At 63.1% G+C, this 24,309-nt stretch carries 22 protein-coding genes and 3 pseudogenes; 10 read left to right on the top strand and 15 right to left on the bottom strand.

Annotation, left to right across the window (positions count from 1 at the left end; translation table 11 throughout):
- Positions 1–763 precede the first annotated feature (763 nt).
- Complete coding sequence (locus tag P0R31_RS00890) at positions 764–1,459, top strand: Crp/Fnr family transcriptional regulator (RefSeq protein ID WP_157286356.1); 696 nt, start codon at positions 764–766, stop codon at positions 1,457–1,459.
- 205 nt (positions 1,460–1,664) lie between these two features.
- Here P0R31_RS00890 and P0R31_RS00885 read toward each other — a convergent pair whose 3' ends face one another.
- The gene (locus P0R31_RS00885) at positions 1,665–1,985 is read right to left on the bottom strand and encodes a DUF736 domain-containing protein (RefSeq protein ID WP_157286357.1); all 321 of its coding nucleotides are present in this window, start codon (positions 1,983–1,985) and stop codon (positions 1,665–1,667) included.
- Positions 1,986–2,378: 393 nt separating this feature from the next.
- On the opposite strand from P0R31_RS00885, the pseudogene P0R31_RS00880 reads away from it, so the two are divergent.
- A pseudogene (locus P0R31_RS00880) lies at positions 2,379–2,494 on the top strand (DUF736 family protein); the annotation flags it as partial.
- A 46-nt stretch (positions 2,495–2,540) separates the two neighbouring features.
- Here the strand turns inward: P0R31_RS00880 and P0R31_RS00875 are convergent.
- The 6 genes from P0R31_RS00875 to P0R31_RS00850 all read right to left on the bottom strand — a co-directional run bounded on the left by P0R31_RS00875 (position 2,541) and on the right by P0R31_RS00850 (position 13,156).
- The gene (locus P0R31_RS00875; RefSeq protein ID WP_275512471.1) at positions 2,541–3,023 is read right to left on the bottom strand and encodes a hypothetical protein; all 483 of its coding nucleotides are present in this window, start codon (positions 3,021–3,023) and stop codon (positions 2,541–2,543) included.
- Between the two features lie 137 nt (positions 3,024–3,160).
- Positions 3,161–4,084, bottom strand: a complete 924-nt coding sequence (locus P0R31_RS00870) for a DUF2493 domain-containing protein (RefSeq protein ID WP_157286359.1) — start codon at positions 4,082–4,084, stop codon at positions 3,161–3,163.
- 331 nt (positions 4,085–4,415) lie between these two features.
- Positions 4,416–5,477 carry a DUF7146 domain-containing protein gene (locus P0R31_RS00865; protein ID WP_275512470.1) on the bottom strand — a complete coding sequence of 354 codons (1,062 nt, stop codon included), beginning with the start codon at positions 5,475–5,477 and terminating at the stop codon, positions 4,416–4,418.
- Positions 5,477–9,799: a strawberry notch family protein gene (locus tag P0R31_RS00860; RefSeq protein WP_275512469.1), complete on the bottom strand. Its 4,323-nt coding sequence runs from the start codon at positions 9,797–9,799 to the stop codon at positions 5,477–5,479. The genes P0R31_RS00865 and P0R31_RS00860 overlap by 1 nt, the downstream gene beginning before the upstream one ends.
- Before the next feature lie 177 nt (positions 9,800–9,976).
- The gene (locus P0R31_RS00855) at positions 9,977–12,094 is read right to left on the bottom strand and encodes a ParB/RepB/Spo0J family partition protein (protein WP_275512468.1); all 2,118 of its coding nucleotides are present in this window, start codon (positions 12,092–12,094) and stop codon (positions 9,977–9,979) included.
- A 108-nt stretch (positions 12,095–12,202) separates the two neighbouring features.
- Complete coding sequence (locus tag P0R31_RS00850) at positions 12,203–13,156, bottom strand: ArdC family protein (RefSeq protein ID WP_275512467.1); 954 nt, start codon at positions 13,154–13,156, stop codon at positions 12,203–12,205.
- A 643-nt stretch (positions 13,157–13,799) separates the two neighbouring features.
- On the opposite strand from P0R31_RS00850, the pseudogene P0R31_RS00845 reads away from it, so the two are divergent.
- Positions 13,800–14,063: pseudogene (locus P0R31_RS00845) on the top strand (hypothetical protein).
- Between the two features lie 41 nt (positions 14,064–14,104).
- Here the strand turns inward: P0R31_RS00845 and P0R31_RS00840 are convergent.
- The 4 genes from P0R31_RS00840 to P0R31_RS40835 form a co-directional block, all read right to left on the bottom strand.
- Positions 14,105–14,293 (bottom strand): DUF3606 domain-containing protein, encoded by a 189-nt coding sequence (locus tag P0R31_RS00840; RefSeq protein WP_050631509.1) that lies wholly within the window; start codon positions 14,291–14,293, stop codon positions 14,105–14,107.
- A gap of 110 nt (positions 14,294–14,403) precedes the next feature.
- Positions 14,404–14,607, bottom strand: a complete 204-nt coding sequence (locus P0R31_RS00835) for a hypothetical protein (protein WP_275512466.1) — start codon at positions 14,605–14,607, stop codon at positions 14,404–14,406.
- Between the two features lie 278 nt (positions 14,608–14,885).
- A complete protein-coding gene (locus P0R31_RS00830; protein WP_275512465.1) occupies positions 14,886–15,062 on the bottom strand; it encodes a hypothetical protein in 177 nt (58 codons plus the stop codon).
- A 35-nt stretch (positions 15,063–15,097) separates the two neighbouring features.
- On the bottom strand, positions 15,098–15,415 hold the full coding sequence (locus P0R31_RS40835) for a hypothetical protein (RefSeq protein ID WP_343299294.1): 318 nt from the start codon (positions 15,413–15,415) through the stop codon (positions 15,098–15,100).
- A 299-nt stretch (positions 15,416–15,714) separates the two neighbouring features.
- On the opposite strand from P0R31_RS40835, the gene P0R31_RS40985 reads away from it, so the two are divergent.
- From P0R31_RS40985 to ligD, 4 genes are read left to right on the top strand one after another with little or no spacing between them, the layout of a single operon-like run.
- Positions 15,715–15,912, top strand: a complete 198-nt coding sequence (locus tag P0R31_RS40985) for a helix-hairpin-helix domain-containing protein (RefSeq protein WP_275512464.1) — start codon at positions 15,715–15,717, stop codon at positions 15,910–15,912.
- Positions 15,913–15,965: 53 nt separating this feature from the next.
- Positions 15,966–17,396: a PHP domain-containing protein gene (locus tag P0R31_RS00815; RefSeq protein WP_275512463.1), complete on the top strand. Its 1,431-nt coding sequence runs from the start codon at positions 15,966–15,968 to the stop codon at positions 17,394–17,396.
- The gene (locus tag P0R31_RS00810; protein WP_157285193.1) at positions 17,396–17,959 is read left to right on the top strand and encodes an MOSC domain-containing protein; all 564 of its coding nucleotides are present in this window, start codon (positions 17,396–17,398) and stop codon (positions 17,957–17,959) included. The genes P0R31_RS00815 and P0R31_RS00810 overlap by 1 nt, the downstream gene beginning before the upstream one ends.
- 12 nt (positions 17,960–17,971) lie before the next feature.
- Positions 17,972–18,919 (top strand): non-homologous end-joining DNA ligase, encoded by a 948-nt coding sequence (ligD, locus tag P0R31_RS00805; protein ID WP_157285194.1) that lies wholly within the window; start codon positions 17,972–17,974, stop codon positions 18,917–18,919.
- A 28-nt stretch (positions 18,920–18,947) separates the two neighbouring features.
- Here ligD and P0R31_RS00800 read toward each other — a convergent pair whose 3' ends face one another.
- Positions 18,948–19,772 carry a ribonuclease HII gene (locus P0R31_RS00800; RefSeq protein WP_157285195.1) on the bottom strand — a complete coding sequence of 275 codons (825 nt, stop codon included), beginning with the start codon at positions 19,770–19,772 and terminating at the stop codon, positions 18,948–18,950.
- A 263-nt stretch (positions 19,773–20,035) separates the two neighbouring features.
- Here P0R31_RS00800 and P0R31_RS00795 point away from each other — a divergent pair.
- A pseudogene (locus tag P0R31_RS00795) lies at positions 20,036–21,138 on the top strand (DNA topoisomerase IB).
- A 371-nt stretch (positions 21,139–21,509) separates the two neighbouring features.
- On the opposite strand, the gene P0R31_RS00790 reads toward P0R31_RS00795, so the two are convergent.
- The 3 genes from P0R31_RS00790 to P0R31_RS00780 all read right to left on the bottom strand — a co-directional run bounded on the left by P0R31_RS00790 (position 21,510) and on the right by P0R31_RS00780 (position 23,282).
- Complete coding sequence (locus tag P0R31_RS00790) at positions 21,510–21,926, bottom strand: hypothetical protein (protein ID WP_275512462.1); 417 nt, start codon at positions 21,924–21,926, stop codon at positions 21,510–21,512.
- 13 nt (positions 21,927–21,939) lie between these two features.
- On the bottom strand, positions 21,940–22,140 hold the full coding sequence (locus tag P0R31_RS00785) for a hypothetical protein (RefSeq protein WP_275512461.1): 201 nt from the start codon (positions 22,138–22,140) through the stop codon (positions 21,940–21,942).
- Between the two features lie 209 nt (positions 22,141–22,349).
- Entirely contained in the window at positions 22,350–23,282 is a 933-nt protein-coding gene (locus P0R31_RS00780; protein WP_275512460.1) for a Ku protein, read from the bottom strand.
- A 145-nt stretch (positions 23,283–23,427) separates the two neighbouring features.
- Here P0R31_RS00780 and P0R31_RS00775 point away from each other — a divergent pair, with 145 nt between their 5' ends.
- Complete coding sequence (locus tag P0R31_RS00775; RefSeq protein WP_275512459.1) at positions 23,428–23,811, top strand: hypothetical protein; 384 nt, start codon at positions 23,428–23,430, stop codon at positions 23,809–23,811.
- A gap of 45 nt (positions 23,812–23,856) precedes the next feature.
- Positions 23,857–24,306, top strand: a complete 450-nt coding sequence (locus P0R31_RS00770) for a hypothetical protein (RefSeq protein ID WP_157285199.1) — start codon at positions 23,857–23,859, stop codon at positions 24,304–24,306.
- Positions 24,307–24,309 lie beyond the last annotated feature (3 nt).

Raw genomic sequence — 24,309 nt, 5'->3', positions numbered from 1 at the left:
CTTTTAGAAAGCCCCACCCGGCTCGGGCGGGCTTGATGGATCTTATCCAAGCCAGCGAAGGCACCCCGATCTTCGACAGAGCAAACATGCATGATTGCGCGCGACGGCCATTTCCAGGTGGCAAGCCGACCGAGGTCTTGCAGCTATCAAGGCCCGCCTTTGACCCCAAGGCGACATTGACGCCTCTGGCTCGCTTGTTGTCGAAGGTGTTAGGAGCGGGCTTGGCTCTCGTGGCTTGGCCAGTCTGTTTTGTCGGGTATGGGACAGACGCGATTGGGGAGTTCGCTTTCAGTATTCATGGGTGGGCGTGAGAGGAATCATCCATGCTAAAGAAGCGCAATCGCGTTAAACACACGGCGACCTTTGAAGAGCGGTTGGCGAACGAGGCAATCAAGTTTCGAGAAGCCGCGGAAAGGCAGCCTCCCGGAAGCCTAGCGAAGGAGCTTCTTTTGCGGCGGGCCCGACAGGCTGAAACGGCCTCGAATATCAATAAGTGGCTTAGCTCTCCCGGATTACAGCCGCCCAAGGCGCTGGAAAACTTGTCCGGGCAACAGAGAAATAGGGTTCGCTAGGAGCTTCTCGCACTGCAGCAGCCTGTATTCCCGCTGTTGGGCTGATCTCCTTTATGTCAAAAACTGACGTAGCAGAACTAAAGCTATCTATAATCTCTAAAGCGCCTAGTATCGTCGCATTATCGGACACGATCCTAGGCACCGATACCTGAGAGTTCTTCAAGCTCCCGCCTTTCACAAGGGAGCGCGTAATGAAGAACCGCTTGCTCGCTCAGCTCAGCCCCGATGACTTTCAGCGACTTGAGCCCTTTCTCAAGATGTCGCCATTCAAACAGCACGCCGTTCTGTTTGAAGCCGAACAGGAAATAAAGCATGTCTACTTTCCCAGCGGCGCGGTGGTCTCTTTAGTCGTGACACTCGAGTCCGGAGAGATGGTCGAGGCGGCCATGGTTGGCTCGGACGGCGTCGTCGGAGCTTCGGCAGCGCTCGATGGACGCATTTCTCTCAGCCGCGGCATTATTCAGCTGCCGGGCGACATCGTCGTTTGTAGCATTGCCGGATTGAGGGCGGCTGCAATGGAAAGTCCATCGCTGCTGTCCGTGCTCATCCGTCATGAGCAGACCGTGTATTCGCAGGCACAACAATCAGCGGCTTGCTTTGCGACACATCATATTCACGCGCGGCTTTGCCGTTGGCTGTTGCGGGCAAGAGACCTGTCGGGCGGCGAGACGCTGAATTTTACGCAGGAATATTTGGCAGAGATGCTGGGCGTAAAGCGAACCAGCGTGACGCTCGCCGCACACACGCTGCAAGCTGCTAATCTAATCACATACCGCCGGGGCAAAATCCAGATCCTTGACGTAGAAGCCCTGCAAGAGGGCGCCTGCGAGTGCTACGAGACGATAAAGCGTCACTATGACCGGCTCTTAGGAACCGCCAACACGTAGCGCGACTGGTTGTTTCTGTCGGAATGTCTCCTGTTGGCCCATCTGCGACCTCGCAGGGTGCCAGTCCTTGTGCCGCTGTGTGGCGGTAACCGGACTACCAGCCCGTCACCGATTGATAGCATGCCATGGTGACGGAGTCGCGCTGGTTACGCGCAGTAGGATGAGAAGCCCCGCCCGGCGGACCGGACGGGGCTTGGCGGAGCATCTACTCGCCGCTCTTGCGCGGCCGCGACCAGAGGAGCGTGTAGCCCTCGCCGCCCTCGTCCTCGAACAGGTTCGCATAGATCGGCGCGTTGAACGAGGGATCATCGAGCTTGAGCGAGAGGTAATCGCGGCCCTCTTCGGAGCGCTTCGACCACGCTGCGCCTATCTCGGCGCGGCGCACGTAGATCCGGTGGCTGGGAGCGTTGTCGTTGGATCGGTTGGCCTCGGCGACGATACGGACGCCCTTGGCCTGCAGGCTCAGGGTGACGATCTCGCCCTGGAACTCATTGCCGACCTTCTTGAAAGAACCGATGTTAGCCATGTCACTTCTCCTGTTGTGTTTCGAGTCCGCGACCACCGCGGCCTCGATGGCGATCTAGAGGCCGAGGACGATCGGCGACGCACCCGCTCGCGGGCCGGAGCGCAGCGGAGGACGCCGTTGTTGCGACTTTCTTGTCTCGCGAGGAATGGGCGAAGCCCAGGGGAAGAAAGTCGCATCAACGGCGTTGCGGCTCAGGCGATCGAGGCGCAGCCGGTCTTCGGCCAGATCAAGCCATCAAAGAGGCCACGTGCGTCCGCGTGCTGAACCGCAATCTTAAGGAGAAGACTTGGCGAATCTCGGTCGAGCTGCACAAGAGGTTGGTACGGTTCGGCGCAGAAAGAGAAACAATCTGCCGCAAAGGGCGGTATCGTCCAGGAAGGAATGATCGAGCGCAGCGCGCCGCTCCACCGCAGCAATGTGGACCAGGCGGAGATTGGGGGGCTTGGTCAAAGCGCTACGAGGAAAAGCGGGATTACCTCTCGCTCAAGCTCGATGATCCCTCGTTCAACGTGGCGCCCTGAGCGACCTTGCTCGACCGATGATGGCAACGAAGCGTCATCGCTCATGCGTGGCTGCTGTGAGCACTGGTCGAGGCATGTTCTCCGCCACCCCGGCCGACTCCAACGGGCGGGTCTCCGCGAAAACGGTCAAGCGAGTCCATGCCGTGCCGCCGATGCAAACCGCACCTAGGCAAGCGAAGGCCTCGCGCCACGCCAGCAAAGGCACCCCAATCTTCGACAGGGCGAACATCACATGATAGCCAGCGATAGCCGCAGGGACGGCGAATGCGGCTGCGATCGCGAGGCGAAAGGTCCGGACCCGACTGACCGCGATGGCGGCCTGACCAACAGCAAGCGTCAGGGCGCCGGAGGCCAATCCGAGAACCAGCGCGCCGACCACGCCGGCGCCGCCATGAAATGCCAACATCCCGATACTAAGTGCGACGAAAAACGGCAGGGCATACACAGCGAGCGCAAAGGTCGCCCAGCAGAACAAGCCAATGCCGAGTGTGTTGAGAACAAGCCCAAGGGCGAGCATGGTGGTGGCTCCATGTGCATAGATGTACCAGTCGCGCCTTCCACCACCACCGCGGCGCGGCTTCGGACCTAATATCGAAACGAGGCGGAGTTGCGGCGTGCAACTCCACCTTGTCTTGGAGACGAGCAAGACGACGCTCACGCGCCGCCGAACTTCCAGACCGGGATGCCGAGCCGCTTCGCCTTGTCGGCGAGGTTGTCCTGAATTCCCGTGCCCGGGAAGTGCATGACGCCGATCGGCAGAAGCTCGAGCATGGCGTCGTTGCGCTTGAAGGGTGCCGCCTTGGCGTGCTTGGTCCAGTCGGGCTTGAAGGCGATCTGCGGCACCTTGCGATTGGTCGCCCATTTGGAGGCGATGAGTTCGGCGCCTTTCGGCGAGCCGCCATGAAGCAGGACCATGTCGGGATGCTTGGCGTGAACCTTGTCGAGGCGATCCCAAATGAGGTGGTGGTCGTTGAAGTCGAGCCCGCCGGTGAGTGCGATCTTCGGCCCTGATGGCACCAGGACCTCGGTCTCGGCGCGGCGTTTTGCTGCGATGAAGTCGCGGGAGTCGATCATTGCAGCGGTGAGCGTGCGGTGGTTAACCAATGATCCCGACCGCGGGCGCCAGGACGAGCCGGTGTGGACCTCAAATCGCTCGATGGCTTGGTCGCGGAAGAGCTCCAGGCAGTTGCGTCGCTCGATCAGCGTGATGCCTTCAGCCGTGAGGCGTTCGAGTTCGACCGATCGTACTTCGGAGCCGTTCTGCTCGCGCTGGCTCTTGTGCTGCGCCTGCTCGTTGCCGTCGAGCTGGCGTTCGATGCGATCGACGGCACGATGGAACAAGTTGACGGTCGACCAGAGCAGATCGTCAAGGTCCGGCTCGAGCCGCGTGTCGTTCAGGGTCGCAACCAGGGCGTCGAAGATATCGGCCACGGCACCGGAGATCATCTTGCCTTCGGGAAGCGGTCTCGGATCAGGCTGGTCGTCGAAGGGACGATACCCGAAGAGCTGTAGCTCGGTGAGGACGTGATCGGCCGGAGAAGAGGCATGCGGCGGTTCGATGTCGTCATGGTCGGTCATGGGAAGAGGTCCTGTGCCGGGTTTGGCCGCGCCCTTCGCGGCCTTCGTGGCGATCACTCAGACGGCGGGCGGAACGGGCCAGAACCCGAAGGGCCGAAGCGGCAGCGGAGGATGGCGGAGGCCGGCTATTTTGCCTCGCGATGCAAAGCGCGCCGTTCAGATGAGCGATGTGTTCCCAGCGCCGGCGCGCGGCGGAAAATAGCCGGACGCAGCCATTGCCGGCCCGGGCCGCTTGCCGTCCGATCGCCCTCTAGAAGGCCGAGGTCGCGTCCTCTTCCGGTATTGGCCTCGCCCATCACCGACCTGCCACGGTCGATCGAACCGTCGTGACCTATTCCGCGGGCACCGTCGACGAATGCAGAAAGCGGACGACATCTTCAGGCACCAGCTGAATCAGCAAGGCGGCTCGGAGGGCATCGAGGCCGAAGACGTGCAGATCTTCGTTGAAATCGCCCAGCCGTGGTGACAACGCGATCGCTTCAATGCCGGCGTCTGCTGCGCGCTCGGTCAGAACGGCGAGCCCCGTATCACCGGCGGCATCGGCATCGCGAGCGATATAGAGCCGCCGCAAGCCAGACGGCAGCAACATGGCCGAGAGGTGATTGGCGGAAAGGGCAGCGGCCATCGGCATCGTCGGCAGCACGTAGCGCAGCGACAGCATGGTCTCGATGCCCTCGCCGGCGGCGAGGACGTCGTCCACCACGCCGAAGCGAACGGCATTGCCGAGAAGGTCGCCCATCGCGCGTCGCGGCGTATCGATCGGAGCCTTGCCCAGCCGAACGCGATCAAAGCCGTCCGGGTCGAGCCAGGTACGGTGTATGCCGGTGATCCTGCCATCGAGGTCAGTGACAGAAGCGATCATCGCCGGCCAGGTCTCGGTCGGCAGGTGCTCGTCCGGCCGATAGTAGCAGCGTGGATGGAACCGCAAGCTGCCACCATGGTGCACATGGGCTATTCCGCGCCCCTGCAAATATGTCTCGACCACTGTTCCCTCGATCGGGCTGGATATCGCAAAGAGCCGACGGGCGGCCTGTTGCGATCGGGCCGGTGCTGCCGGACCGACAGGCCTTGAGATGATCTCCGGTTCAGCGCGAGGCAATTTCAAGAAGCGTCTTGCCTCCTCGGCGACCTCGCGGAAGTCACGCAATCCCAGGCTTTCGCGGATGATGTCGAGGAGGTCGCCATGCTCGCCGGTCGCAGCGTCCGTCCATTTGCCGGCAGGCCCCTTCGGCGATTCCTGGAGCCGCACGAACATCGAGCGGCCGGGCGTGTTGTGGACGTCGCCGACCAGCCAGTACCGCCCGGCCCGTCTGCCATTGGAGAGATAGTGTCGACACACCGCTTCGGCATCGCGCGCGAGGCGATGTGCCAGGTCGGAGGCATCGCGCGGCATCAGGCAGCCTCCCGCTCACTGACGCGCGCGACCGGATACTGCTCGAGCACCTTCGCCAGGATCTCGACGCCGCTCGCGTCGGTGGGCACGAACATGCGTAGCTTCCAGGAGATGATCTCTCCGAACAGGCCGTAGGCCCGCAAGCGGTCGCGCATCGTGTCGTTGAACCCAGACATTTCGATGCGATATGCGCCCATCACCCGGGCACGGCGAAGCTGGAGCCCCTCCGCAAGCTCGAGGACGGTCCGCCCCTCCATCACCGCTGCGAAGGCCGCGACCGGAGTCAGCGCCGGCGCGTCAGCCGCAAGGACGTTCGCGACCCAGGTCGCGGAGACCTTGCGGCCGATGACGCGTTCGCCCGCATCGGTCTGGAGCCGATAGACCCGCGTCGATTCGTTCGGCAGGCGCTTCCAGATCGGCAGCAGCAAGCCGGCCACGACGTGAATCGTGGTTTCCGTGAACTCGGGGACCTCGGCGAGCTCCGCCAGCCAGGCTGCGGCAAAGCGATCACGGTCGGTCTCGACCCAATGGCTTTCCGCCATCATCTTCAAGGGAAAGCTATGCTGCTCCATCGGCCGAATCAGGCGGACGCGCCGCGCGATCTCGCCGTCATCAAGCATGAAGCTCGGAGCCGAAAGCTGGACGGCGGCCCGTCCCGAGCGCTCATTGATCAACAGGATGGCACGATGGTCGGAACGACGAGCAAGAGCATCATCCAGGCTCACCGGATAATTGCGCTGGCGCTGGGTGATCGTGAGCAGGCGGGTTTCGGCGCCGGTGCCGGGATGGGTATAGATCGTGCTCCGGTCGGTGACGACGAAACTCTCGGCGCGGAGCGTTCCCAGCCCGACGTCGTAGGTGCCGGATGCAACCGCACCCTCGATCCGGGCGGTCAACAGCTGCTCGAACACGGTGAACAGGATGTTCTGAAGCTCGATCGTGAGCGCCAGCAACCGGTTCAGGAACGTCGTGATCGGCGGCAGCTCATCCCTGAGCCCGTTGGTATCGGTCAGCTTCAGACCGGTTGCATCCTCGAACCTCTCGAGCGAGCATCCCTCGACCTTGCCGCGCGCCAGCAGCGTGTAGAGTTGGCGCAACGCATCGCGGCCATACTGGCTTTCGAGATTGTCCTCGGGCCGGAACAGGCCCTGCCCTCCGGTCTGGCGTTGGCCGCGCGTGATGGCGCCCAGCGTATCGAGCCGGCGGGCGATGGTGCTCAAGAAGCGCTTTTCGGCCTTCACGTCGGTCGCGATAGGCCGAAACAGCGGCGGCTGCGCCTGGTTGGTCCGGTTGGTGCGGCCCAGGCCCTGAATCGCGGCGTCCGCCTTCCAGCCGGGCTCGAGCAAATAGTGGACCCTCAAGCGGCGATTCCGCGCCGACAGTTCGGCGTGGTAGCTCCTGCCCGTACCGCCCGCGTCGGAGAACACGAGGATCCGCTTGACGTCGTCCATGAAGGCCGACGTCTCGGCGAGGTTGGCCGAAGCGGCCCGGCTTTCGACGACCAGCCGCTCGCCCTTGCGAACGATGCGGCGTGAGCGGCCGGTGACTTCGGCGACCATGTCGGTGCCGAAGCGCTGGATCACCTGGTCCAGCGCACCCGGGACCGGCGGCAAGGAGGCGAGCTTCTCGATCAAACGCTCGCGGCGAGCGACAGCTTCCCGGCTCTCGACCGGCTGACCGTCACGATAGACAGGCCGGGAGCAGAGGTTGCCCTCCTGGTCGGTGAACGGCTCGTAGAGCTGGACCGGGAAGGAATGGGCGAGATAGTCGAGAACATACTCGCGCGGGGTGATATCGACCTGGACGTCGCCCCACTCTTCGGTCGGAATCTCGGCGAGCCGGCGCTCCATCAACGCCTCGCCGGTCGAGACGATCTGGATGACGGCGGCATGGCCCACGTCAAGATCGCGTTCTATCGATCGGATCAGCGAGGGCGTCTTCATCGAGGTCAGGAGGTGACCAAAGAAGCGCTGCTTGGCGCTCTCGAACGCGGATCGCGCGGCCGATTTGGCCTGACCGTTCAGCGTGCCGGTCTCGCCGGTGATGTTCGCGGCCCGCATTGCCGCATCGAGATTGTTATGGATGACGCTGAACGCGCCGGCATAGGCGTCGTAGATGCGCACCTGCTCTGGCGTGAGCTGGTGCTCGACGAGCTCGTACTCGACGCCTTCATAAGAGAGCGAGCGGGCTGCGTAGAGACCGAGCGCCTTGAGGTCCCGCGCCAGCACCTCCATCGCCGCGACGCCGCCCTCCTCGATCGCCTCGACGAACTCGGCGCGGGTGGCGAACGGAAAGTCGGTACCGCCCCACAATGCCAACCGCTGAGCATATGCGAGATTGTGCACGGTGGTGGCACCGGTGGCCGACACATAGACGACGCGGGCATTCGGCAAGGCATGCTGGAGCCTCAGGCCGGCACGCCCCTGCTGAGAGGCTGCCTGGTCGCCGCGCTCGCCCTTCTGGCCTGCCGCGTTCTGCATCGCGTGGCTCTCGTCGAAGACGATTACTCCGTCGAAGTCGGAGCCCAACCATTCGACGATCTGCCGAACGCGCGAAAGCTTTTCGCCACGCTCGTCGGTCCGCAGCGTGGCGTAGGTGGTAAATAGGACGCCTTCCGAAAGCCGGATCGGCGTGCCCTGGCGAAAACGCGACAGCGGCGTCACAAGCAGCCGCTCCATGCCGAGCGCTGCCCAGTCGCGCTGTGCGTCCTCGATCAGCTTGTCGGACTTGCTGATCCAGACCGCGCGGCGGCGGCCCTTGAGCCAGTTGTCGAGCAGGATTCCGGCGACCTGTCGCCCCTTGCCCGCGCCGGTGCCGTCGCCCAAGAACCAGCCCCGGCGAAAGCGGACGGCATTCTCTGCGTCGTCGCGCGCGGCCGCGACAACGTCAAAGGTTGCATCGACTGTCCAGGAGCCCGCGAGGAATTCGGAATGCGCCTCGCCGGCATAGACGACGCTCTCAAGCTGGGCGTCGGACAGGATATTATCCGCCACGACATTGGCCGGCAGATGTGGACGGTACGACGGTTTCGGCGGCGCGACCGATGCCATCGCAGCGGACTGCACGAGTTTTGTGGGATGCGCGTGCGCGCCCGGAATACGGATCGACTGCAATCCGTATTCCTCATAGAGCGCATCGGTAAGCCTGGCGCCTTCCTGAGGCGTCCACTCGACCATCTCGTAAGTTAGCTCGACGCCTTGGGGTGCGACATCTCCCGAAGTGCATGATGGACGGGATGCGAGGGCTGCAACCGGCCGCAACGTCGCAGGGCGCCTGAGGACGTCGACCACGACGGGAGCAGCAACGGGCAACCGCGGGGGCACATGTCCGCTCACCCACTCGAGCAACGTCGCGACATCGCCCGCCATGCCCAGCCAGGCTGGAAAGACCGTCGGATCCGCAGCAGGCTGCTTGTCGATCACGAGCAGTCTTGTGTCGATTTGTGTCCCGTGTTTCGCGTAGACGGCTCCGTCCACGGCGGCAGAGAACACCACTCGTCCTCGTTCCTGAAGGCGTACGAAGGCATTTCGCCATGCCGGATTGTCCGGCCCGGAGCTTGCACCGGTGATGGCGACCAGACGCCCACCGTCGCAAAGGCGGGCCAAGGCCGAAGCGATGTGCCGGAGCGCCGCGTCCGCCATTCGTCGATCGACATTCGCCAGCGCCGAGAACGGCGGGTTCATCAGGACAACGCTCGGGGCGACACCCGCATTGAGGTGATCATCGATCTGGGCGGCGTCGAACCGGGTGACCTCAACACCGGCGAACAGGTGATCGAGCAGCGACGCGCGGGACTCGGCCAATTCGTTCAGCACGAGAGCGCCGCCGGCGAGCTCGGCAAAGATGGCGAGCAAACCGGTCCCCGCGGACGGCTCTAAAACCCGGTCGGAAGGCGTAATGCAGGCCGCGGTACATGCGGCCAGCCCCAGTGGGATAGGCGTCGAGAATTGTTGAAGCAGCTGGCTGTCCTCGGAACGCCGCGTGTGAGTCGGCAGGAGACTGGCGGCTCTCGCGAGCATCGGCAGCATCGCGGCTGTCGAACCTGCCTTGGTCCGCATCGCCGGACCGAACTTGCGAAGGAATAGAATGGTTGCCGCCTCACAGGCGTCATAGGCGGTCTTCCAATTCCAGGCACCGGCCGCGTCCGAGGCGCCGAAGGCAGCCTCCATGGCGCCACGCAGGACGGCGGCATCGATGCGCCGGCCGCGTTCGAGATTGGTCAAGAGCTGTCGCGCAGCCCTGACCGCAGCGGAGGTGATAGTTGCAGCGGCACGCATCGAGAGCGGCGCAGCGGCAGCGCCGCCAGCGAGAGAGTCGGTCATGGGGATTTCTTTCGGAGAGCAGGAACGGGTCGAACCGCCCGGCGCTCTCACGACCACGGCGATTCAAACCCTTCCGGCCCCACTCTTCCTCTCAGCCCTTCCCAATAAAAATGGGACCGGTGCTGGGCACCGGTCCCCCAAGCAACTGCAGGACAGCCGGAGCCAGCCCTTATGCTGTCACTCAGCCGCGTCGAGCTGTTGCGGATGCTCGTCGCTCCCGTTCTCCGGATCCTCCTCGCCAGCGAGGAATTCTGGCAGCGGGCCCGCTTCACCTTCCGGCTCCGCCGAAGACGGGTTGGAATCGGCGAGACGCAGCGGCTCCGGCAACCAGCCCGAGCCATCCAGGAGACGCTCGGCCTCCTTGGCCATGTCGGCCTTCTTCAGATGGTCGATCAGTTGCGCCGACGACTCGCCCTTGGCTTCCCGCACCGCCTCCAGAATGCGAGGCTTAGTGACTCGGCCGAGATAGTTGTCGACGGTCGGTCTCCAGCCAGCCTGCACCATGTCAAGTCCGGCAGCGCGCGCTAGCACGTTGGCCTGGTCGAGACGCGTGCGGACGCCGTGGGCTGTGACGCGACCCTGATGGTAACGGTTGGCCGGCTCATAGACGGCGTTGACCGCAAAGGACGCGCAGTGGGCGAACAGCGATGCCTGTGCACCACCATCGAGAGCCGTCAGCGCATCCCAGAGATCGTTCTCGCTCTTGGGCAACCGTGCCTTCCAGCCCTCATGCCGCGCCTCGACAGCCTTAGCCGAGACACTTTCCCTTAAGCCCGGAGCTTGAGCGGGAAAGGTTGGCGTGCGCAGCCCAATCTCAAGGCAGCTCCCGATTGAGGCAAACCGGTAAAAGGCCGTCAGCACGAAGTTGTGCAGCACCGCCTGGAATGCGATCGCAGGATTTTCGGCCAGCGCATCCCGCAATGCCAGCGTACGATGCGCCGTCAGCTCGATGATGAGCCTATCAGGCAACGGCCTTGCCGGATCTTCATCATCCTCCTCGGCTTCGGTCGATGCGCCGGCGACCGATATCGCCGTGCGCGTTGTGGAAGCTCCAGCCTCCTGCCCTTCAGTCGACGACGCATCGGTGCCCTGCTCGATATCGACATCGGCCGCAGGCACCTCATCCTCAGGCCGAACATAGCCCCGATCGACGGACAGGCGTCCTTCGGAATCGATGCTGACGAAAACGCCGGCCCGAGCAATCTCGGCCGGATCGTAAGTTTTCGGCCGGTCTTCGAGCGCCAGCAGCGCCGCCTCGATCGCACCGAGACGCTGGTCGACTTCTTCGGGCAGCTCATCCGCATCCTGATATTCGGATTCGAGCTTCGCTTGCTCGGCGTTGAGAGCGTCGATGGTGGCTTGCTCCTCGGAGGTGAGATCGACAGGTCGGCCTTCCAGCTCGCGCAGGCGTGTCGTGTGGCCGTAGGGGAAGTCAACGGCCGCTGAGATCCATTTCCATCCCTCCGCACCAATTGCTTCCGCCTCGGCTTTGAGCTTCTCCGTAACAAGACGGTCGAGCAGAGCGACGTCTTGAAGCCAGCCGCCGTCATCGTGCTCGAACAGGTCGCGCAAAACGCCGCCGCCTGCCTGCTGGTAGATTTCGAGCCCAATGAACTGAACGCGGCGATCTGACGCCCGCACAGTATTTTCGGTCAGCATCCGCCGGATTTGATAGGGTTCATCGTAGCCCGAGCGGCTGACATTCTCCCAGACCTGTTCCTGACGCGTCTGATCCGCCGTGACCGAGAAGGCCATGAGCTGCTCAAGCGTCATGCCGTCTTCGGCATAGACGTCGTGCAGCTTTGGCGACACGGACGCCAGCCGCAGTCGCTGCTTCACGACGGCCGGTGACACGAAGTGCCGAGCCGCGATATCCTCCTCGGACATGCCGGCGCCACTCAAGATCTGGAAAGCCCGGAACTGATCAAGCGGATGAAGCCCTACCCGCTCATCGTTCTCCGCAAGCGAGTCGTCTTCTGCGATGCCGCCCTCGCGCACGACACACGGAACCGCCTGCGTCTTCGCCATGCGCTTCTGCTTGACAAGAAGTTCTAGCGCGCGATAACGCCGGCCACCCGCCGGCACCTCGAACATGCCGGTCTCATTACCTTCCGCGTCTACAACCGCCCGCACGTTGAGACTTTGCAGGAGCGTACGCTGCGCGATGCTTTCGGCTAGTTGCTCGATCGAAACGCCCGCTTTCACGCGCCGGACGTTGGACTGGCTGAGCACCAGCTTGTTGAAGGGAATGTCGCGTGAGGGCGACAGCGTGATCTTTTGGACAGCCTTCGTCATGTCGATTCTCCACGACGGGCGGCCAGGAGCCTCTCTCCCGGCCTCCAACCCGTCGCGAAAAACGACCCGGCCCTCTCACTCTCGAGCCCGCCGTGACCGAGCAGAACCTCAGGTCGCTTCCTGATCCGCTCTCTCCACCGCCATGTCGACAACCCCTTCCGGCAAGAATCCAAGAATATAATCCGCAACCTTGCTGGCCTGCGAGGCGGCGCGCACAATCGCACGATTGTCCTCGCGCAGCACGTCGAGCCAGGAGCCGATGTAGTCGGCGTGCCGGACCGTCGGCGCAATACCGAGCGAAGCGCAACTGAACGCGGACGCCATCTCGGCGATGAGCTCCTCAAACGCGTACTTCTTGGTGCCGTAGCCGCCTGACAAGTCGCGGTTGAGACGTGACTGATGGCCGCTGGCATGCGCCAGCTCATGCAAGGCGGTTCGATGCCAGTTGATTGGCTCAAAGTAGGCTTGTGGTGGAGGCACCTGTACATAGTCTTCTGCCGGCGCATAGAATGCGCGGTTGCCGCCAATGCGAAAATCGATCCCACTCGCCTTGATGAGCTTTTCGACACGCGGCTCGACCAGGCCTGGCGGCGGAGGCAGCGCCGTCGTCGCGATCTCCGAGGGCAGATCGTCGCATTGATCGGTATTAAAGACCGCGAAGCGCTTGAGGAACGGAATGGCCTGCGCTTCGTCGCCCATTTCGCTCGCGCGCCGCTTTTCGTCGAGCGGCACGAAGCGGTCGGCATAGACGACGGTCGTGCCGCGCTCGCCCTTGCGAACGTGACCACCGAGCGACAGCGCCTGGCGGAATGTAAGCCAGCTCTGACCGGTGAATGCGCGCTCAGTGGCAGCTCCCCAGAGGATTAGAATGTTGATGCCGCTATATTGGCGGCCGGTCGCGGCGCTTTTCGGCATGGCCAATGATGCCTTCGCGGTGGTGACCCAAGGCTGCACCCATGGCACTCGGCCCGCGTCAAGTTCGCCGATGATCTTGTTGGTGATTTCGTCATAAAGGTTCGTCCGGTTCTCACCGGTATGCGCTCGAGAAAAATGTCTGGACATCGCGGGCCTCCGCGACGGGCGCTGCGAGCCTCTCTCGCAGCCTGTAACCCGTCACGGCAAAACCCAGCCGGCACTCTTACTCTCGGGCTCTGTCCGCGCGTAAACTTCGCCGTGTGACTAACGAGGCTGTTGGCCCTCGCCGCACGAACAACGTGAGGACAAGGAATCTGCGAGGCGCCCCGCCCGTCCGTCTCATTTCTTCATGGGATAGGGTCATACTGCTTAGCGCCGCAGGCCCCGACCAGGCGTGCGCCACTGGCGCATCGCCCCACTGAAATGGCACCCGGAGAGCGTGAGCATAGCGACCCGAAGGGGCACGCGGGTCCGAGTGCAGCGACGAGACCGGTTAACAGCGGCACCCGGGAACGGGGCAGTGATAGCGATCGCCGAAGGCGAGCCCCTTTCCCGAGTGCCCCCGGCGAGGAGCTCCGCCGTCTCTGCGCGAGGGATCGAAGCCGGATGGCCGAGACGCAAAGCGGCTCGGTCCACGAGAGCCCGGTGCGGCGAATCCGCACGCGCCCATACAATAAGCCGGCAATTCGCGGTCGCGTAGCGTGCCAACCTTGCTCTCTCGTCGATCCAACCCTGTGCTAACGGGAACAAATGACGCACATAACGATTCGTCGTATCCGGAGCTATTTCAATGCTGACGACGCGTGAACGAAGGCCAGCGATACGGACGCTGCGAGGATGGGCAATTCACGTGCTCTAGGAAGCCGGCGCCATCCGCGAGTGCGAAGAACACGGCTGGATGCAAGATCGCGCCGATCCTCATGCACGGTAGCGGGCCTTTGATAGCGCCCGCCGAGAACCGCCAGCAGGCGTCTCCCCTGATGCTGCGGCGGCCGAGGTTCACGACGTGCTGAACTCGATCGGCGACACCTGCCCAGAATGCTCCCCAGACTAGAAGGGCTGGCGGCGAGCCTCAACGCCAGCCGCCTTTCCATTTCAGCGACCGAGGCGTTTCTCGACGCGCTTGCGGGAATTGCCGACCTTCTTGACGGCCTTCTTCACGGCCGATGCCGAGCGGCCCGTCTTCTTCGCTTCGTAGCGGACTTCGTAATCCTGCCCCTTGGCCACCCGGGCCCGATCCTGTTTGCGTCCACGGGCAGTCTTTGTCTTCTTCGCAGCAGCCACTGGCTCCTCCTCTGGCGAATGAGCAGGTGCAACGCCGCAAGGATTCGCGGGTTCCTTGTCGCAGACACTTCGGACGCAGCGAAAGACGTATCCAGTCGTCGGTAGCTCGCTCAATGGCCGCAGGGATTCCTGTGCACGATGGCAGCCCACCCGTCCAGCAGCAGCCCGTCCCAGGATACGACCCCTTCATCCAACGTGGTGCCGTCTTCGCGGTACATCGCGGCCCATTGAGGTCTCCATTCGATCATCTGGTCGTTGAACCCATCATGTACTTGGCAAGCACAATCCGGATCGAATGTGTCCATGGAATTCATGCGGGGTGTCCGGGGTCGACATCCTTCGGCGTCTTCTTCTCCCGCTGGGGCGTCATCTTCGCCGGACTTTACCGGCCGGGGACCCCGCGGGGACCGAGCTGCTCACGCTGGATATCGTCTTCGGAGCGTTCGGGCTCGACGCCATTGATCGGCTTGTCCGGCATCATTCCATCCTCGCCTTGTCCTTCAGGTCGCGGATCCGGACCTCCGCCTCCTCCTTCGATGTCACGATCTCCGATTCATCGGGCACGCGCGCTATCGCGCTGAGCCTCTTCAGTTCAATGTTCTGGCGTGGGCTTTTCCATTGTCGACTCCTCGATCGCCTGCACAACGGCTTCGTTGTCGAGCACATCGAGCAGCTGGTTGATGGTTTGGCTCGGGCCAGGCTCGACATGACGGGCCAGAATGCCCTGAGCCTCTTGCACCGCCTTCAGCACTCGCTTGTCCGGATCCATGACCGGTACTCCAGATGCACGAAAGGCAAACGCCCCTATGAACGGCGCGTTCCTTTGCTCAAGCCCTTGAACGAGCTTGCCCGCAGAAGGCCTTCGGAGGTGATGTCGCGGTACTCGACGTCTGCGAAGAACTTGGGCTCGACCCAGGTGGCCTTCGGTTTCCGGATGGTCTTCGTCAGCTTCTGCTTTGGGCTACCTACCTTACTCAACGAGTCTTCAAACTTCGGAAGCTGGTATGTGTTCCGGAGCCCCGCTCGGACCGCCGCGCCGCGTCGAGAGTGAGCGGACGCGGCGCTCCGCTGTCCCTCTTTGACCGCAAATGAGGCCCTTACCGAACTATGAGCGCGCTCCAGCGTTGACCAAGATCATGTCAGACGCTTTTGACTACTTCCGCGCTTACGCCGTCCGAGCTCTTTGCAAGGCCCGTTCGATGCCGCAGGGCAAGATGAAACATCTGCAGCTTGTGGCTGGACGAAATTATAACCTCCTCAAGAAAGAGGCCGCTTACGCTCCGAACATGCAGCACCTCGAGGACTTCCGCGCAGCGCAAAAGCTCGAGAGGTCTCTCGATCGGGAGCCTGACGTCGCCGCGACCGCTCGATGTCATGTCACTCCACCGGGATCGCAGAACATTGGGCGGGAGGCTCATTGAGTGCCAGTCCTCGACACCCGCGCCGTAGCAGGCCTCCTTCGAGAATATGCGCAGCGAACGGCATTGCGCGGCGGCAATCCGTACCGCGCAAGAGCCTACTCTCGGGCCGCAGATTCCCTGGCCGCCCTGCCGACCCGCTCGATGTGCTCATCGCCGAGGACCGGCTTATCGAGATTCCGGGCGTCGGCGAGGCTATAGCCGACATCATCACGAAGTTGCACAGGACGGGGACTCATCCGAGCCTCGAAAAGTTGCGCAAGGAGATTCCCGAAGGTGTGCTCGAGATGCTCGCTGTGCCCGGCCTACGCCCCGAGAAGGTGCTGCGACTGTACAAGGATCTAGGCATCGGCTCGCTCTCGGAGTTGGAGGCCGCCGCCGAGGATGACCGCATCAAGAAGGCTAAGGGGCTTGGTGCCGCCCTGCAGACCAAGATCCTGCAAAATCTGGCCATCGCAAAACGTGGAGAAGGCCGCCTCCATCTACACCGGGCCGCCGCCCTGCTGGCGCACGCCAAGGATTCGATCCGAAAGTCCCAGCCCCAGCTGAAGCGCGTCACCATAGCCGGCGACTTCCGCCGAGGCTGCGAGCTCGTCGGCGATCTCACGATCGTTGCCGAGACCCCCAAGGCCGTCAAGGCGGCGAAGCCGTCGCCGACGGACGGACTGCAGATCCGCCTGTCGGACCGCAAGCACTTTGGCGCCGCGCTCTTGTTCGCGACCGGCTCCGCCGCCCACATCGAGCAGCTCCGGACCCTGGCCGCCGAAAAGGAGATGCGGTTGGAAGCCGACGGCTTGCACAAGGGGCGCACCCTGATTGCCGGCGACGAGGCCGAGATCTACCGCGCCCTCGGTCTGCCCTTCATCGACCCCGAGCTGCGGGAGGGGCGCGGCGAGATCGAGGCTGCTCTGAAAGGCAAGCTCCCGAAGCTCGTCACCGACGAAGACCTGCGTGGCATCCTCCACTGCCACACCGATGCCTCCGACGGCACCGAGACCCTGGAGACCATGGCGAAGGCGACGCGCCAGCGAGGCTTCGAGTATTTCGGCGTGGCCGACCATTCCAAGTCCGCCCACTACGCCGGTGGTCTCTCCGTCGAGGCGATCGCGCAGCAGCAGCGGGAAGCCGACCGTCTGAATAAGCGCTTCGGGAAGGATTTCCGGATCCTCAAAGGCATCGAATCGGACATCCTGGCTGACGGCTCCCTCGACTATCCTGACGAGGTTCTCGAGCGTTTCGATTTCGTGGTCGCCAGCATCCACGGCCGCTTCAAGTTGGACCGCAAAGCGCAGACGCAGCGACTGCTTCGGGCCATCTCCGATCCTCATGCCACCATCATCGGCCACATGACCGGGCGGCAGCTCCAGCGGCGGCCGGGCTACGAAATCGACGTCGAGAAGGTGTTGCGGGCCTGCGCCAAGCACGACGTCGTCGTCGAGATCAACGCCCATCCATGGCGGCTTGACCTGGACTGGCGCTGGCACCAAGCCGCGCTCGACTTCGGCTGCATGTTGAGCATCAATCCGGACGCGCACTCGATCCCCGAACTCGACCACATGCACTGGGGCGTCCAGATGGCCCGCAAGGGCGGCGTCCCTGCCGACCGGGTCTTGAACGCGACGAAGCTTCCCGAGATCACGCGCTACTTCCGCCAGAAGCGGCGCTCGCTGGCCCGCGCCGCCTGATGCCTAAGGCGCACGATCTCTCGCTCGAAGGAAAGGTGGCGGCGGTCGCCTCCGACCCTGGGCACCACTTCAGCAAACCAGTCCAGCACCGCATCGTTCTGGTGGAAGGCCACGGCGTCCAAGGCGACGCCCACGCCGGCCCTTTCGTCCGACACCGCTATCTCGCCAGCCGCAGGCCACGCCTGCCCAATCTCCGGCAGGTCCACCTGATCCCGGCCGAGCTCTTTGCGTCCCTCTCGGAAGCCGGCTTCGAGGTCGCAGCCGGGGACATGGGTGAGAACATCACAACGACTGGCCTCGACCTGGAGCGGATGCCGCTCGGCACCTTCATCGAGTTGGGTCCCTCGGCAATCGTCGAGCTGACCGGTCTGCGGACGCCCTGTGTCCTCATCGACCGCTTCCGGGCCGGCCTCAAGCGGCAGGTGCTCTCGTCGGCGGAAACGGGCCCTCCTTTCAAATCCGGGGTGCTAGGCGTGGTCCGGTCCGGGGGACAGGTCGCGGCTGGCGATAGCGCGCGGGTTCGTCTTCCGTCCTCCCCGTTTCGGCCTCTGCCAGCCCTGTAGCGAGCTCCTGCCATGGCCCGAAAATCGACCTTGCCTCTTCGCCTGCAGCCCATGCTGGCCACTCTGACGGATGCGCCGTTTGACGATCCCGATTGGGTCTTCGAGGACAAATTCGATGGTTTCCGCATGGTCGCGGAGGTTCGGGGTGGTCGGGTCGCGCTCTACAGCCGTAACGGGAAGATCATCAGCCACTCCTACGTGGAGGTCGCGAAAGCACTCGAGGGCGTGAAGGCGGACGCCGTGATCGATGGTGAGCTGGTCGCCATCGGGAAGGACGGCGTATCGCATTTCCAGTTGCTCCAGAACGCCCTGCGCCATGAGGCCAAACTCTTGTACTGCGCGTTCGACCTCATGTTCGCGGACGGCGAGGACCTGCGTGCGCTACCGCTCCTCGATCGCAAGAAGCGGCTCAAGGCCGTCCTGCCGCGCCACAAGCTGATTGCGTTCAGCAACCACCGCAAAGGCAATGGAACGAAGTTCTTCGCAGAAGCCGAGCGGAGACATCTCGAAGGCATCATGGCCAAGCGCGCCGACAGCCCGTACGCGTCCGGACGCCGGACCGCCGATTGGCTGAAGGTGAAGACCGCGCAGCGGCAGGAGGTCGTGATCGCCGGCTTCACGGCGCCGAGGCGAACCCGGCCCTTCTTCGGCGCCCTGGTGCTGGCAGTGCGTGAAGACGATCGGTGGCGGTACATCGGCCACGTCGGCACCGGCTTCAGCCACCAGGTTCTCGAAGAGCTTCACGGCAAGCTCGTGAGACTCAAGACAGGCAAGTCCCCGTTCCCAGCCAAGGTGAAGGATGAGCAAGTCACGACCTGGGTGCATCCTTCGTTGGTCGCGGAAGTGAAGTTCGCCGAGTGGACCAGCAGGGGCGAGCTGCGCCAGCCGGTCTATCTCGGCCTGCGGTCCGACAAAAAGGCCAAGGACGTGGTTCGCGAAAAGAGTTGGTCGCGCAAATAGCGCCGCCGAGAAGAGAGGTCCGACGGGGTCAGCCTGCTTCGCGCTCTGCTGCTGAAGGCCACGGCGGCAGGGGCGGCAACCCGAGAGCCTTGCGTACAGGTCCGAACGACCGACGGTGAGCTGCGCATGCACCAAGCCTGGCAAGAGCTTCGTAGTGAGCCGGTACGGGATAGCCCTTGTGATCCGCGAAGCCGTAGCCGGGGTGACGAATGTCGAGAGTCCGCATGACCGTATCGCGCTCGACTTTCGCCAGGATCGACGCAGCAGCGATGCTGGCGGACTTGGCATCGCCCTTGATGATGGCCTGCTGCGGGATGTCGATCTCCTTCAACCGCTTCGCGTCGATCAGCAAGTGCTGCGGCGTCAATCCTAGTCCCCTGACCGCGCGCTGCATGGCCTGAATGCCCGCCCAATAGATGTTGATCGCGTCGATCTCCTCGACCTCGACGAACGCCACACACCAACTTTCTGCCTTTGCCTTGATCTCCTTCGCGAGTTCCTCGCGAGCCGCGGCGTCGAGTTTTTTCGAGTCGTCGATCCCGATTATCCGCGTGCCGGGTTTCAGGATCACGGCGCCGGCGGAGACTGGCCCGGCGAGAGGGCTCATTCCGGCCTCGTCCACGCCGGCCACGGCATGAACGCCGCTGTCCCAGAGAGAGGTCTCGAAGCTGAGCATCTTGCGGAGGCGCTGCCCTTCGGACCTGTTTTCGAAACGCCGTTTGTCGATCGAAGCCAGGATGGCGCGGGCTCCCGCGCGGGTGTCGGCCCGCAAGATCTGTTCGACGCTGGTCTCGAGCGGTCTTTTCTCGACGACATAGCGCTGACGCAATACATCGAGCGAATATTGGGACATAGCGGCCTTGGTGGAGACTGACTGTAAGCAACGTGTCGGTGGACTTTGTGGCGATTGTCTGAAGTTTAGCCCCCAACGCCCTCATCGACTGTGCAGCGCCGTGTCGAAAGGAACCGGGTCAGCTTCCGTCTGACGTCCAAATGTTGTCGGCGGCCACCGAATTTACGCTTCGCGGCTGCCGACCGGAGCGGAACTAACGCGTATCTTCATCCCTTTACGAGGGAGTGGAGCCTCGTTCCAGGGTGCTTCCGAGGGACAGGCCCATGCTCCGACAGACCGGCAACGAAGAACACGTTCTGGACCGCACCGCCGAAGTGGCGGCCACCATCGCGGAAGAAGGGCTTCGATACGTTAGCGACTCCGCGCCGGGCTACGCCCGCAAGCGGACCGGGACCACTTTCAGCTATTACGACAAGGACGGAAAGCGCATCACCGATGCCGCCGTCATCCGGCGCATCAAGTCGATCGGCATCCCGCCGGCCTACGAATCCGTGTGGATCTGCCCTTCAGCCAACGGCCATATCCAGGCGACCGGGCTCGATGCGCGCGGCCGCAAGCAGTACCGCTACCATCCGAAGTGGCGGGAACTTCGTGACCAGAACAAGTACGAGCACATCATCCAGTTCGCGACCGCGCTGCCGGCGCTCCGCGCCCGGGTCGAAGCCGACATGAAGCTGGACGGACTACCTCGCGAGAAGGTGCTGGCCACGATCGTCAGTCTTCTGGAGAAGACGCTGATCCGGGTCGGCAACACGGAGTACGCCGAAAAAAACAAGTCCTATGGGCTCACTACCATGCGCCGCAAGCACGTCGCGGTCGGGCGCGGCGTCCTTCGGTTCGACTTCACGGCAAGTCGGGCAAGCACTGGAAGCTTCGCGTCGAGGACAGGCGGATTGCCGCGATCGTGAAGCGCTGCGCGGATATCCCGGGACATGAACTCTTCAAGTACCTGGACGACGACGGACAGCCACGCTCCGTCGATTCCGGCGACGTCAACGCCTACATCAAAGACATCACGGGCGAGGACTTCAGCGCCAAGGATTTCCGGACTTGGGCGGGGACAGTTCTGGCGGCGTTGGCCCTGGCCGAATTCAAGAAGTACGACAGCCAGGCCGAGGCGAAACGCAACATCGTCGCCGCCATCGAGCGCGTCTCGAGACAACTCGGCAACACACCGGCTATTTGCCGGAAGTGCTATGTGCATCCCGAAGTCCTGAGCGCCTACATGTCCGGTGACCTTGTGAAGATGATCGAAGCCAAAATCGCCCAGAAGTTCAGGCGCCAGTACGCCAAGCTCACCTCCGACGAGATCATGGTGCTGGCATTCCTTCGCAAGCGTCTCGATTCTCTGAAGGCTACCGCCTAGCCTTGCAGTCTCCCGGCCCCTGCGTCCTCCTCGATGCTTCCGGGCACGCCTAAGACGGCGTGTGCTCCCGTCAGCAGGAGCGGACTCTTCGTTTAAATCCGGAGTGTTGGGCGTGGGTGTCGCCGGCAGGACATCGCGGCTGGCGGTACCGCACGGCTTCGGCTTCCTACCTCGCCATTTCGCGCCAATGCCGTTTATAGAAGGATCCATGCACAAGTCGCCGTCCCATAGCCGAATCGAAACACGTTCGGTAGCTCGGAGCGGCATGGCCGCTCAAGGTAACGGCGGTACGCTTGGGGCTGGGAGGCTGTCGACGGTCCGAGACTAATCAAGCCGTCGCGCCAAGCGGCGGCTTCATTTTTGAATCCGGGTCAGGAGGCGCTGGCTCTCGCCCGTTCGCGAGCCTCGCGGCGGCGTTCACGTCGTTCGCGTCGCCGCCTGGCACGATCGGCGGGCTGCCGCAGCGGAGGAACTGGCGCAGGCGAGGTCGCGCTCGTGTCCTCAGCGGGGTGCGCCTGTGCCGTTTCCAGCACCGTTGGCCGTGCTTCCATCAATTCGAGCACCTCCCGCCCTTTGGACGTGATCTTCCACCCTCCGCTTATGCGTTCGACCAGTCCTTGTGAAAAGATATCGAGGCCGGGCACCCTGGTCGCGAGGCGCCTGGTCCGGTCCGCCCAGTCGCGACCACTCGTCGCAAGGATGGCCATATCCCTCTTGAGGTCCTCCATGACGGCAAAGCCGTCCGGATAAGCGACCAGAATTTTCAGGACCGTGACCTGGAAGTTCACGCCGCCCTCGCGATCAGCGCCACATCGTCGGCGCGCGCGAGAGGGCGGCGCGACCAACCTGTCTGAGGCCCTCGGGGGAGATCTCGCCTCTCGTCGCAGCCTCTAGGATTTTCGAGGCGGCGTGGGTACGTGCCCCGATCTCGCGATGCGAGACGCTTTCACAGACTTCATCAAGAATTGCGCGCAAAAGCGCAGTGGTTGCCGTGTCAAACATGAGTTGTCCCATAAGGGAAAATCTAATCCTACCGCGCTTTCGCCCGCTTGGAAATTCAGGCGTGCTAAACTTTGCGGATGGTGCGCTGCACCCATGGTCGCGTCCCGCAGCAATTGAGCGCCTAGAGCCGAAGACCACAAAACGAACGAAGCAGGCTCAGAGGCTATGCTGGGGTGCCTTAAGAAGCCAATCGCTCATGCGCGGCTCACCTAAGCCGACTTCCGCTGTGGTTTGGCCGCCTGCTTCTTCCCCGCGGCCTCTTTCGCCGGCTTCTTGCCTGCGATTGGCATCAGCATTTCCTTCTGCCCGGCCGCCGCCTTGCGCGGCTTTTTACCTGGCTTCTTCGGTGCCTCTATCGCGGCCGCCCCTTCTCTTCCAATGCTCTTGCGCAGCGCGTCCATCAGATCGACGACGTTCTCCCCGCGGGGACGCGCCTTCGCGGCGATGGGTTTGCCGGCGCGCTTCTGGTTTATGAGATCGATGAGGGCAGTTTCGTACTGGTCTTCGAACTTGTCCGGCTCGAAGTGGCCTGCCTTCTGGTTGACGATGTGCCTGGCCAGATCAAGCATGTCCTTGGTGACTTTGACGTCCTGGATATCGTCGAAATACTCGTCCGCGGACCGGACTTCGTAGGGATAGCGCAGCAGCGTCCCCATCAGCCCCTTGTCCAGCGGCTCCAGCGCGATGATGTGCTCGCGATTGGTGAGAACTACACGACCGATCGCGACCTTGTTCATCTCGCGGATGGTTTCGCGGATGACCGCGAAAGCGTCATGCCCAACTTTACCGTCGGGTCGCAGATAATAGGGCCGGATGAGATATCTTGGATCAATCTCGCTGCGGTCGACGAACTCGTCGATCTCGATCGTTCGCGTCGATTCCAGCGCGACATTCTCGAGCTCTTCCTTCGTCACCTCGATGAATGTGTCGGTGTCGACCTTGTAGCCCTTGACGATGTCCTCGTTGTCGACCTCCTCACCGGTATCAGCGTCCACCTTGGCGTACTTGATGCGGTGCCCGGTCTTTCGGTTGAGCTGGTTGAACGAGACCTTTTCGGATTCCGACGTGGCCGGATAGAGCGCTACCGGACAGGCGACGAGGGAAAGACGCAGGAAGCCTTTCCAATTCGCGCGCGGGGCCATCGCGGGGGAACTCCATTACTGACGCCGGATTCAAGACGAACGGCCCGGCCTGGTTCCGACACCGCGTCCCTCCCAAGAGGATGATTTTTTCCCGATGAGGGTCAGAGCGGACTCGACATTTGTTCTTTATATGTTCTAATTCGTAATGACCGATCGACCCGCGAGCTGGCGCATGCCGACCCCAAAGCAGATGGAAAAGCTGGCCGCTGAAGCGGCCCGGAGACCGGGCCCCTCCACGGCGGCTCCGGATGCGCCGCTCCCGGCGGAATATTGGGAATCGGTCCTGAAGGACCCTCGCGCTGACGAGAGCGGAGCCGAGAGGCGGCAGCGACGTCTTTCCGAGATTCAACGCCACGTGCTGCGCATCTCATGCCGTCGCTGCGAGCGGACGGTGGCCGATGCGGTCCGATTGTATGGCGACAACGCGCTTTGGAAGGACATGGCGCAGCGGCTGCTCGACAACACCTGCCAGCAGCGCACCGGCAGACATGAAGAAGACGGGTGCTGGCCGGCGTTCGAGACGTCGTAACCGCTCCGGATTGCCGATCCGATCTCTTAGCGCCTGGATATCCGGATGGCCCCGAAGTATCACCCTACACCGCTGTCGGGCGGCGATCGCAAGGCTCTGGCGAAAGAGCTCGGCAAGGCGCGCGCGATGGCCAATATCCTTGCTGCTCAATCGGCGGAGATGCGGGCCAAGGGTGAGGCCATGATCCAGCAAGCTGACAGACTGTTTTGCGAAAGCTGGAACGAGCGGATGTGGAGCGACGGCGAACCGATCGATCCGTCGCCCACCATCGACCAGGCCGTGAACGCAGGCTTCCCTTGGCTCGAGATCAGGTGCACGCGCTGCAAGACGCCGAGCGACGTCGACCTTGCGGCGATGAAGCATCCGCCAACCACGTTCGTGCACGATCTTGCCAGCCGGTTGCGCTGCCGCAAATGCGCCAAGGCGGGCCGGCGTCCGTCCGCGACTCTGCTACAACTGGCCTGGCAGCCTCGCCATCCTCGAAACGAAGCTTGACCG

Origin of the sequence: Bradyrhizobium yuanmingense, from assembly GCF_029167105.1 — a bacterium.
GTDB lineage: Bacteria > Pseudomonadota > Alphaproteobacteria > Rhizobiales > Xanthobacteraceae > Bradyrhizobium > Bradyrhizobium yuanmingense_A.
This window is presented reverse-complemented; position numbering and strand designations above follow the sequence as displayed.